Source organism: Chitinophaga tropicalis (assembly GCF_009758205.1).
Classification (GTDB): domain Bacteria; phylum Bacteroidota; class Bacteroidia; order Chitinophagales; family Chitinophagaceae; genus Chitinophaga; species Chitinophaga tropicalis.
In genome coordinates this window covers 161,413-172,996 of the sequence record NZ_WRXN01000008.1, presented here as the reverse complement: position 1 = coordinate 172,996, position 11,584 = coordinate 161,413, and the positions used below count along the sequence as shown (strand labels likewise).

The following is an 11,584-nucleotide window of genomic DNA, read 5'->3' as shown; positions in this document are numbered from 1 at the left end:
TGCGCCTCTCACTCACAGTACAGAATGTAATGCGTAATTTGTTTGGCGTACAAATAAATAAATCCTAAGAAGTTGTAATAAGCACCTAAGGCATAGAAGACGCAACGTTCATACAATGACACGCATCGGCAGGTGTTTTTAATCGCATAAACACTTTGCACTCTCATCGCTATAGGGACAATCGAGGTATTTTACAGGAGATAGTTAAAAAAGAAATAGTGAAGATTTGTTGTATCGCACTCTCAGAACATTTTGGTATAGGCGTTCATTGAGAGTCCTGAATTTGTAACCAAATGTCAAACTTTTTTTATTAAACACAAAAATATTTTGGTGTTATTTTTAATGCAATTGATTGAAAAAGCGTAGTTTATACCTTATGAAGCACCTTGCGCTAAAAACATATGGCCCGCCTGAGCGAGCCATATATTACCCTTATGAGGATTGAAACTGACCTTGGGAACCAGCCTCTGTTTATTCCTTATCCGGGATTGCTTTACCTGTTGTAAAGTATTTGCCTACACTCAATCTGTACAGCAATGCAGTACGCTGAGCAGACGGCACGTCATATATTATAGTATGAGTAGTACCCTTATTAACCGTTCCATAATTCAGCTGACCAACCTGTTGACCAAGCATATTATATGTTTCCAGTTTAACCTGTCCTGTTTCCGGAGCAGTGAACCTGAATATGAGCTTATCCCTGTATGGGTTCGGGAATACGTTCACTTCAAGCTTATTCACAACAGACGGATCAGTTATCTTACTATCAGCCGCAATAACTGATAAGCCGGAAACCTTCAGATTGGTTATGCCGGATGAACATGCCCAGCGAACAAGGAATGCGCATTTATCAAAGGCATTATTGATAGCATCTGCAGCCTTGCTGACATCGCCAATAGCTACTCCCGGAACTGTCTGTCCACCCAGGTACAGGTTAGCCAGTTCAAACAAGCCAGCTACATTTGCTTTGCCCACTGACCTGAGATAATTCACAACACTGGCCGGGATAACGTATTTACTTACTGTACCGCCCGGAAGTTTACTGCCACATGCGGCAAGCTTCACAGTATACACTGTATCGCATTCTATCGGCATAGTCTTGAGCGTTGGTGACAGGTACGTATTGAAGAACAATGCCATGGTCTGAGCCAGGAGCACATTATTGATCTTACCATAGTTGGTCACTGTAGTAAGAACAGGAACATTGCTCCAGGTATTGGTCTTACTATATGTTGCATATCCCTTCAAAGCTACTGGAGTACCACCACCAGGCAACATCTTGAAGATATTGTCATTGGCAATGTCACTCAGGAACAATGTAAAGAACTTGCCGGTAGATTTCAGACCGAAGATAACGGAATCACCATCCTGTGCATCTACAGCTGCAGTCATCATCTGTTTAGAGGTCAGGGTTGTACCGTTAGGTGTACATCCTTTACCGCCGGTGTTGCCATAGAAGCCCTGTGTATAAGTGCAGAAGCTTGTTGAACAACATTCCACAGAGATGGTCTGTTCAGTCCATACACTGTTATTACATGCGTCTTTCGCAGTCCATCTGCGGGTGTAAGTGAACGGACACTTGGTTTCATCCTTAGTATCTACATAGGTCACCTTCAGGCTGCCGCCACAATTATCACTGAATGTCGGCGTACCGAATACAGGAGTAGAAGCGCATGGCAAGGTAGTGTTAGCCGGTTTGTAAGTCACTATCGGCGCAGTAGTATCCTTCACCTTGATCACCTGTTTCACAGAGTCTCTGTTGCCACATGCATCAGTGAATACCCATTTACGTGTAATAGTAGAATCACAGAAAGTACCGTAACCCTTAACAGTATAAACAGGTGTAATGTCGCCATTACAATTGTCTTTAGCTGTTGGCTTAGGTGCAGCAGGCACATCTTTCAGACATGATACTTCGATCAGTTTATCAAAGTCGGCAGTGATGACTGGTTTTTCATCATCATAAACTTTGATCACCTGTTTAAGTGTATCTGAAACATTGCCACAGGCATCCTTAGCCCACCACTTACGTACAACGTTGTACCCGTTCGGACAGGTGCTGTCAGAAACTATCTGCTTATAATATACTTTCGGGTCACCACAGTTATCTGTAGCTTTAATATCAGCTGCAGCCGGGATGTCGGCAGTACATTTAACATTCACATCTTCTGTAGTACCTGAAAGAACAGGAGCTATATTGTCCTTAATATGAATTACCTGGGTCACAGAATCACTGTTACCGCATGCATCAGTAAATACCCACTTGCGTGTGATAGTAGAATCACAGGCAGTACCTGACCCTTCAGCAGAACATACAGCCGCGACGTCGCCGTCACAGTTGTCAGTAGCTGTCGGACGAGGAGGCTCTGGTACATCTTTCAGGCATTGTACACTGATTTCCTTTTCGAAATCAGCAGAGATCACAGGCTTAATATCATCCTTGATCTTAATTACCTGGGTCACAGAATCACTGTTACCGCATGCATCAGCAAATACCCACTTGCGTGTGATAGTAGAATCACAGGCAGTACCGGAACCCTCCGCAGTATAAACAGGTGTAATGCTGCCATTACAGTTGTCAGTGGCAGTTGGTTCAGGCAGAGCTGGTACCTCCTTCAGGCATTGTACACTGACTTCCTTATCGAAATCAGCTGTAATGACAGGTTTCACATCATCATTCACAATGATCACCTGTGTCAGCGTATCTGAAGTATTACCACAGATATCAGTAGCCCACCACTTACGTGTGATCTTAAACTTGTTTACACAGGTACTGTCAGAAGTAACAGCGCTCTTTTCAATGTTAAGCTCTGCTGTACAATTGTCTGATGCGGTGATAACCGGTGGCGCCGGTATATCTTTCGCACACTTAACGGTAGCGCCGGTTACATCTCCTGAAAGCACAGGTTTAATGGTATCCTTGATAATTACTTCCTTGTAACAGGTATCTTTCCGTTTACCATCAGGAGTAGAAACGATCAGCTTTATAAGATAGCTGCCGCATTTATTATCTGCCTGTATCCATACCGTTTCCTTATTATTATCTCCTGAAACGCTGGCATCTCCGGTCACTGACCAGAGGTAAGAACCCACCTCTGCTGCCGGCGGCCCGGTATATTCATTCTTAGACCCGGGACAAACAGGATCAGGTCCTGTAATACCGCATGGCGGCTTCGGATGTTCAGTAACAGTGATCACCACTGTATCCACATCCTGGCAGTTATTTGCATCCACAGCCTTTACAATGAACTCAAATACTCCGGTAGACGGAGGTGTAAAGGTCGGATTGAATATATTCGGATTGTCAAGCCCTGTAACAGGTGTCCAGCTGAACGTATATGGTTCTGTACCACCGGATGCAGATGCTGACAAAGAAGCTACATCAAGATGAGTGATATTCTGATCAGCACCGGCATTAACTGTAACCTGCGAAATATTTACAGTAGCACCAGGATTGGTATGATTATTCAGATAACAGGTATCTTTCAGTCCTTCCCTGGTTACAATCAGTCTTAAATTGAAACTACCCGCAGTAAAAGTAGTTCCTATGGGTACAACTTCAATAGTGCCCAGGGTCGGATCTACTATTTTCGCATTGGCAGTATTTGCACCGATAATACTCCAGGCATAGGTAAGACCATCAGCATCATCAACTGTAGCTGTATATACCAGTTTGGTGGTTTCCAGACATCCGGTAACAGGTCCGGTCACATCGCATTTTGGCGGAATGAACACTGCATCAGTCTTAAGAGACCTGTCCTGGTTACCAATACTCACTACGCTACCATTAATGATCCAGTTCTTAAGGCTCATATGGTAAGGCGAACCGCTGATAGCACTGGCTGAACGTGATTCATGAGTGACAGGGTCTTTCCCCCAGTCAACAACACTGGCAATATGCCCGCCCCACGCCAGTACCACAGTTTCTTTAAGTGCCTTGAAGGTAACATGAACAACCGTTTCAGACTGAGCGGCAGCCAGGTTGCCCTCTGAACTATAAGTTACACTGAGCAGATCTGCGTTATACCCGGTAAATACCCTTTCACCTGCTGACAACGCATTAAAGCTGGTGGTAGGTTGTCCTGCCACCGGCGATCCTGCACTGCTCGGAGCAGGTATTGGCTCAACATCCGTAGACGTGAAATATGAAGGCGGAAAGCCTGTAATATTCAGTAGCGGGTTGACGGTTTCTGCACCATGCCCGAATACTGTATGTGGTTCCAGTCGCTGGAAATGCGTGATATAATCCAGCGCATGTTTACCACTGTTTTTAATGTCAAAACCTATAACAAGTGTATAGGTCTGATTAACTACAAGGTCCTTCAGAATAGCTCTGTAAGGAACGGAATATCCTTCGAGGAAGTGCGCCACATTCATATTCAGGTTACCATTGATCCAATCAACAGGAGTGAGGGGCGTAGTGGCTTTTTCATTGGCCCCCTGGTCAAGATTGGCAGATTGCCCCCGGACTGATGATTGAGATAATGTAAATAACAGGATAAGCAGCGCGGAATTCATTAGCGGCCGACAGATAAATTTTCGAAGGATTTTGTTTGGAAGTAGATCTGTTGCATCCATAAAATAAATGAGGTTTTTGGTTGATGAATGCGCCTCTCCCCACAGTACATAAGGTAGTGCGTAATTAGTCTGGCGTATAACTAATAAGTAGTTATTAGGAAGGCCTTAATAAAGTAAAAACACAGGCACGATAGTCATAACGTCTATACAATGATATTTTAATTGTATAAACAATTATCCATTCTTAGATACAGGAAACCCAGGTATTTTACAGGAAACGGCCAAAATTATGAAGAGAAGAGTAGGTGGTATTGAGGCATATGCCCCGACAGTTTTCAATGACATAAACCAGGCATATAGTCTTGAATCAACAGCAAAGTTCCGCTCTTTTTCTACTATAAGCAAGAAGGAACTATTAATAGAAAGAAAATGTCACAAATTTATAAGGGTATAAAATACTTTCATAGCACTCTGACTCCCAGCGCTAACATATAGATTGGAAACAGAGACACTATCAGGAAAGCTTGTCAGGCAATAAAATTATAAGTAGAGCCCCTGCTATGGTGGGCTTTACTCATTTATAATATTCCCCGATCGGCCGTTTGCGGGCTGTTTTTGTCCGTTTCAGTTATCTTCCGCTTCACGAACCCTCCCCGAACTCCCAACTTTGCGTGCATTAGAGTATTGATCACCTTCAAAAAAAATTATGAAAAAGTTACTTTTAATTTGTCTTGTACTGGTATCTACCAAAGGGTTCAGTCAGAGTTTACTGAAAAGACTCAGCTTCGGTCTGAAAGCCGGCGCCAACTACAGCAATTTCACCGGTGCCGACTTTGAAACGGAAGGATTAGTTGGTTTCCATGCGGGCGCCATCGTTAATTTTAAGATCACAGATAATTTTTCAATACAGGAAGAGTTCCTGTTTTCTTCCCAGGGAGCAAAAGTTAAAGGGGATGTGTTTAACAAAGAGAACATAAAGATATATTATGGCACTGTACCCTTCCTGCTGAAGTACCGTACTAAGCCAGGTTTCTATATTGAAGCGGGTGCACAGGCCGGCTTCCGTATCAAAGATGATATTGGAGATGATAGCGTAAAAGAATTCGCAAAGAAAATGGATCTGGCAGCAGTAGGCGGCTTAGGCTTTCAGATGAGGAATGGACTGGGCTTCGGAGCAAGATATGTTGCAGGCCTATCTAAAGTGAGTGATTTTAAGATCTCAGATGTGAATCCTGATTATAAGAATAGTGTAGTACAGGCAAGTGTCTTCTACATTTTCTAAACTCCTTTAACTGGCTGCAGGCCAAATCTTCCTCCTCAAATGGGTTTTGCCTCATTCAAGACAACGCCCATTTTTTTCATCAATTTAAATTCTTAGCCGGCCGCAGGCCATAACCCCCCCCTCAAAAAAACGATTTTGCCGAAGGCAAAATCGTTTTTTTGAGTATCTGGCATAACACAGGTAGCCAAACTTATTTATATTTTTTTGATAATATATTAAATATTCGTTTATTTGTATCTCCTTATACCTGTACACATGAAAGACGTAAAGTCTGTACTGAGGGCTTTCCTTTTGACCCACATATTGATTGTTATTCCGGGACATTTCTTATCCATAACCTATGGCCAAACCCCCATTTTCACTCCAGCCAAAGAAAACACAGCACTCTTCACCAGTTTACTAACCGAATCCGAGAAAATTTACAAAGCTGAGCTGGCGGCCCTTCCTGCCAGGGGAAAGAAAGACTATGAAGAGATCTACAAACTGCATTGGGACGCCATTAAAGAGGTGATCGGCAAAAAAGAGATGTACACGGCAGACAGTGCCCGTCAATACCTGGATGCCCTCGTCTCCGAGATCAAAAGAGCTAATCCCGGGCTGCAGCAGCAACAGTTCCGCTGTTTCTTCTCCCGCTCCGGCATTCCCAATGCCAGCTATATCGGAAGTGGAATTATCCTCTTCAACATGGGCCTCTTCAGCCGGTTGAATAACGAAAGCGAAGCCGCTTTTGTACTCTGTCATGAAATAGCACACTTCTACCTGCATCATATGGACAATGCTATCCGCAAATATGTGGATACCATGAACTCTGCTCAGATGCAGGAAGCCCTGCGCCAGATAAAGGATACCGAATATGGAAAACGCCAGATGCTGGATAAGCTGGTTAAGGGATTCACGTTTAATACCCGCAGACACAGCCGCGATCATGAATCTCAGGCAGATTCTATGGCGCTTGCATTCATGCATAACACCCGCTTCGACAAAACTGCAGCCCTGAGCCTGTTAACATTACTGGACAATATTGACGAGGATACACTGAATATCAATAGCCGTTTGGAAGTAATGTTCAACGCAGAAAAGTACCCTTTCAGAAAAAAATGGACCACCAGGAAGACCGGCCTGCTGGGAAGCGTTGTCGTGGAAGAGAACAAAGCGCTCAGCGATTCCCTGAAAACACACCCCGATTGCCAGAAGAGGATCGCCCTGTTATCTCCCGCTATATCCGGCTATCAGACAGGAAATGAAAGTAAGGACCCGGTCAGCAGACAACAGTTTGAAACCCTGCAGCGAACCTTCCGGTATGAAGTGATAGAATATGCTTATGCGAATGATAATTATTCACTCAGCCTGTATTATACAATAGCGCTACTGGGACAATTACCGGATGATCCCTACCTGGTTACATCCGTAGGAAGAGTAATGAATAGCTGTTATACCGCCCAGAAAGAGCATGTATTAGGGAAAAGGATTGACCTGCCCGGCGCGGGACAGACAGGTGGGTACAACGCGCTGTTACATTTCCTCCAGCAGCTTTATATAGAGGATTACGCCGGCATCGGTTACAATTACCTGCTCCGCTACCAGGACAGATTTAATGATTATGCCGCTTTCAGAAAAGAACTGGACGCCGGTGAGCGGTTCACAAAAGAATAATCGTCACATATATCCCATAAACGAATAACTATGATCAGAAAGTTTGTAGCAGCATTGTTCCTGTTTGGGGCAATCATCACGGGAACCAATGCCCAGCAGAAATTAAGCATTGACAAAGTGTATTCCACTTACCTGCGCAACAGCGGTTCCATTATGGAAAACAACCAGCTGAAAGGATACTTTTTCCTCTATCAGAGCGATAAGATAGACAGGAAAACCAACGAGTATACCCTGCAGATCCTCGATGAAAACCTGAATAAAGTACAGGACATCAAATTCCAGGACTCGAAAGATCTGAGACTGCTGGAAGCATCTTACAACGGTAACAGTATGGCATTCTATTTTCAGAATGAAAAAGAGAATCTGCTGACCATGAAAGTATACGACCTGTCAGGTAAGCTGAAGTTCACCTATAGCCGTGAGTACGACAGAAAAACGGAAGCCCTGATGGCGCAGTATGAAACCATGCATACTGACGAAGGAACTAACCAGAACGTTTACGACATCAGCGGAAAAGGATATGTGTCAGTTATGCCGTTAAGAGACGGCAGGAACGTTACCTACGAAGTAGATTACTTTTCCTCAGACGCTAAAAAACAATGGACATTCAAACCTTTGAATGACGATGATAAATATGCTGCAGCTGAATACCTGGGCAGCACTGATAATTTGCTGATACTGCAGGTCATCAGGAAAAGCAAAAAAATGAGCAACAAGATGGTGGCTCATATGGTAGCTATAGATCTTACCACCAAAAAACAGGTTTTTGACCTGGAAGCAGGAGAAGATGACGAACAGATGTTATTCCCGACTACTGTAAAACAGATCGAAGGATCTGAGAACCTGCTGGTAATGGGTACCTATTACAATAAAGGAGATAAGGCGATGAAAGATCCTACCCGCGGACTGGCAGTGTATCAGATAGATCCTAAAGGAAACATCCTGAACCGTACCTATAACTCATGGGCAGAAGACTTCGCAAAATATCTTCCTACCAACAGCAAAGGTAAAATAGACAACATCGGTTATCTGTATATCCACAAGATGTTACAGGCCCCCGGAGGAAAGCTGTTCGTAGTAGGAGAGGGATATAAGAAACAGGCAAGCGCCGGAGGTATTGCCCTGACTGCACTTGCAGCAGCTGGTGGTGGTTATGGTGGCAGAGGCGCTGCGGGTGTAACCAAGGTAGTTGTTACTGACATGGTAATGATGGAATTTGATAAGAACTATAAGGTAACAGCAGCCAATATTTACGATAAAACCAACAATACAGCTGAAGCGTCCATTATCAGCGACTACCTCAGTCAGCATGCACTTGCCGTATACCTGAAGGCAACCGGAGCTTTCGACTACGACTTCACAACAGGAGAGCCCGATAATTCCGTGTTCTCTGTATGTTATAGTGATTACGTGCGTACGGGCGACTATAAAGGCCAGACCTTTAATACCATCCGCTACAACGGCTCTAAATTCACTAAAGATAAAATAGAGCTTAAATCCAAAGCCAGCACTATGAAGGTATTCCCCGCCAAACCCGGTTCTGTGATGATCATGGAATACTTCAAAAAAGATAAACGTCTTGAATTCAGACTGGAAAAAATAGGTTGATCATATCAGCAATTATGTTTAAAAAGCGCTTTCTCCGGGAAAGAGAAAGCGCTTTTTAATTTATGAGCTCCCTGATAAAAAACAAGCATTGTTAACTATTCATTAACAGATTCGAGCGGGAAGTTTTGTAATATGCATGTAGCATCTTAAGATGTTTTAACTAGCTAAAGTAAATCAGCAAATCACGAAGGGGACAATTACATTTCAAAGTAACCATTGATCACGCCTGCATTCATGTATGGAATGCAATTAAACGCCTAAGCAATGAAGGCAAGGGATCTTATTTTGCTTACTTGTTACTTTTTATTCACCAGCATGTATCTCTATGCTGCCGTTTCAAAATTATTGACACACCAGGTTTTTATGCTTCAGATGAAGCTGCAGCCATTCCCCAATGAATTTGCACCGGTACTGGCATGGGGGATACCTGTCGCGGAGATCATTATTTCTCTTATGATGATGACGCTTCCTTTCAGGAAACTGGGCTTATACCTGGCTACAGGATTAATGGTTTGTTTTACGGGATATATCATCCTGGTGAAAATGCATATGTTTGATAAGATACCATGCAGCTGTGGCGGCGCTATTTCTACCTTTACCTGGACACAGCATCTGATCTTTAATCTCTTTTTTGTAGTGATCGGGATAACCGGCATTTACCTGGAACGCCGTACAGCAGGCATAGCCAGGAATTAACAGGAGAATATATAAAACTGAATGAGGCATTGCCGGTAGCAATGATGGACGCTTATGCCCGGCCATGGCCGGATAGGGAAGTATTCAAAATAGCTCATTATTTTCTCACCCTTATAAAAAATACATATGAAAAAAGTAAAACTGATATTCGCAGTATTAGCCGCTGTTACCGGTATCAGCGCAGCAGTTGCATCTGACCGCCAGGCTTTTTCTCCTCAGATAACTCATAACTGGATAAATTGGAATAATGAGCTTGTGTTGGTTAACCAGACACAGGAACAGGCTCAGCTTGTCTGCGCGGGAAATTTTGGCATTTGCCTGAGAGCAGCCGATAACCCCTACATCTTTACAGTAGGCGAACTGATGCTATTACATTAGTAACCGGGAAACGACATCCAGGGACACAATGTTCCCTGGTGTTGTTTCGGGATAAAAGCACTAAAAATATCCGGGGTTCTGGGTAAGGTAAGGGTTTAAGGATATCTGTGGATAGGGAATTGGCCATAGATGCTGTGTTTCCTTCCAACCCGGTTTGATCGTTATCATGGTTTCATATGCCTTACCTGTCCTTTTAAGATCAAACCAGCGATGCCCCCATTCAGCAAAGAACTCTATTCTTCTTTCCTGCTGTATCTTTTTATTTAATAGCGCGGAAGAAATATCAGGAGCAGTAACTGCTACCAGGGGCAATCCCGCACGGGACCGGATAACGTCAATGTCTGCAATTGCCCCGGATAGCTGTTCAAGATGTACGCGGCATTCTGCACGTACCAGGTATATTTCAGCAAGCCGAAGCATCATACTGTATTCTGTTAGTTTGAAGCTGGATGTGAAATTTACCTTTTGTTTATATTTATAAGGATAGTAATAAGTGACCCCGCTTACAACTTTACTGTTAACCCATGCACTTCTGCGTTTGTCATTCCGCTCAAACGAAGCTGTTAAATACCCGCTAAGCGGGTACACAGGTCTTGAGGTACTGGTAGGAAGAAACATATTTCCTTCCATAGTATTATATCCCGCAAGTACGGGCCTGAGCTGAAGAATGGCCTCTGAACTGTTTGCCAGGAAGACTTTATTGGGCTCATCAAGTTGATAGACGTTGGAAGTTATGATTTCTGTAGCGGCGGCTTCAGCCTTTGTCCACTTCTCTTCATACAGGTAATACCTGGCCAATAGAGCCACAGCAGCCCATTTATTAGCCCTTACTTTCTCATTGGAAGGATATTCTTCTGATAGTAATTCCCTTGCATTCAGCAGGTCTGCCAGGATACTGTCCTTTACCTGGGCCACGCTCGTTCTCGGCATATTCTCGTTAGTGTTATAATTTGTTACCGTCACAAGCGGTACATCTCCAAAAAGTTGGATCATGTAGAAATAAAACAATGCTCTGAGAAATCTGCATTCACCGGTTAACCTTGCTTTTACTCCCGAAGAAAGTGAAGTGCTGTTGTGCAATCCCTCAAGGCAGGCATTGACCTGATAAATAAAACGATAAGTATTATTCCAGAAATTACTTTCCAGAACTGTATTGTTAACGGCAATAGGACCATGATAGAATTCAGTGGTAGAGACTTGCGTGCTGGTATAAATTAATTCATCTGCATACAGCCCTGCATAAACGGTGATGGAGCCGGAAAGTAGACTGGATGTACCCGAAGCGGCCGAGTAAATACCCAGTACAGCCGATTCCGCAGCTTCGTTATCTTTAAATAATTCTACCCCCGTAATCTTGTTATCAGGATTGTCAACATTTAATAGCTTGCTGCATCCCTGGCCCAACAGACAGATCATAATAATAAATAGAAAGAATGTAAAACGCATCAT

General features: G+C 43.5%; 7 protein-coding genes. 5 read left to right on the top strand and 2 right to left on the bottom strand.

Annotation, left to right across the window (positions count from 1 at the left end; translation table 11 throughout):
• Positions 1 to 471 precede the first annotated feature (471 nt).
• The gene (locus tag GO493_RS18715) at positions 472 to 4,518 is read right to left on the bottom strand and encodes an HYR-like domain-containing protein (RefSeq protein WP_157307757.1); all 4,047 of its coding nucleotides are present in this window, start codon (positions 4,516 to 4,518) and stop codon (positions 472 to 474) included.
• Between the two features lie 706 nt (positions 4,519 to 5,224).
• On the opposite strand from GO493_RS18715, the gene GO493_RS18710 reads away from it, so the two are divergent.
• The 5 genes from GO493_RS18710 to GO493_RS18690 all read left to right on the top strand — a co-directional run bounded on the left by GO493_RS18710 (position 5,225) and on the right by GO493_RS18690 (position 10,135).
• A complete protein-coding gene (locus GO493_RS18710; protein WP_157307756.1) occupies positions 5,225 to 5,800 on the top strand; it encodes a porin family protein in 576 nt (191 codons plus the stop codon).
• Positions 5,801 to 6,055: 255 nt separating this feature from the next.
• A complete protein-coding gene (locus tag GO493_RS18705; protein ID WP_157307755.1) occupies positions 6,056 to 7,453 on the top strand; it encodes a M48 family metalloprotease in 1,398 nt (465 codons plus the stop codon).
• A 30-nt stretch (positions 7,454 to 7,483) separates the two neighbouring features.
• Positions 7,484 to 9,061 (top strand): DUF6770 family protein, encoded by a 1,578-nt coding sequence (locus GO493_RS18700; RefSeq protein WP_157307754.1) that lies wholly within the window; start codon positions 7,484 to 7,486, stop codon positions 9,059 to 9,061.
• 264 nt (positions 9,062 to 9,325) lie between these two features.
• On the top strand, positions 9,326 to 9,757 hold the full coding sequence (locus tag GO493_RS18695) for a MauE/DoxX family redox-associated membrane protein (protein WP_394350740.1): 432 nt from the start codon (positions 9,326 to 9,328) through the stop codon (positions 9,755 to 9,757).
• Positions 9,758 to 9,883: 126 nt separating this feature from the next.
• Positions 9,884 to 10,135, top strand: a complete 252-nt coding sequence (locus tag GO493_RS18690) for a hypothetical protein (protein ID WP_157307752.1) — start codon at positions 9,884 to 9,886, stop codon at positions 10,133 to 10,135.
• Positions 10,136 to 10,195: 60 nt separating this feature from the next.
• Here GO493_RS18690 and GO493_RS18685 read toward each other — a convergent pair whose 3' ends face one another.
• Positions 10,196 to 11,551: a RagB/SusD family nutrient uptake outer membrane protein gene (locus tag GO493_RS18685; protein WP_232538894.1), complete on the bottom strand. Its 1,356-nt coding sequence runs from the start codon at positions 11,549 to 11,551 to the stop codon at positions 10,196 to 10,198.
• Positions 11,552 to 11,584: the final 33 nt, after the last annotated feature.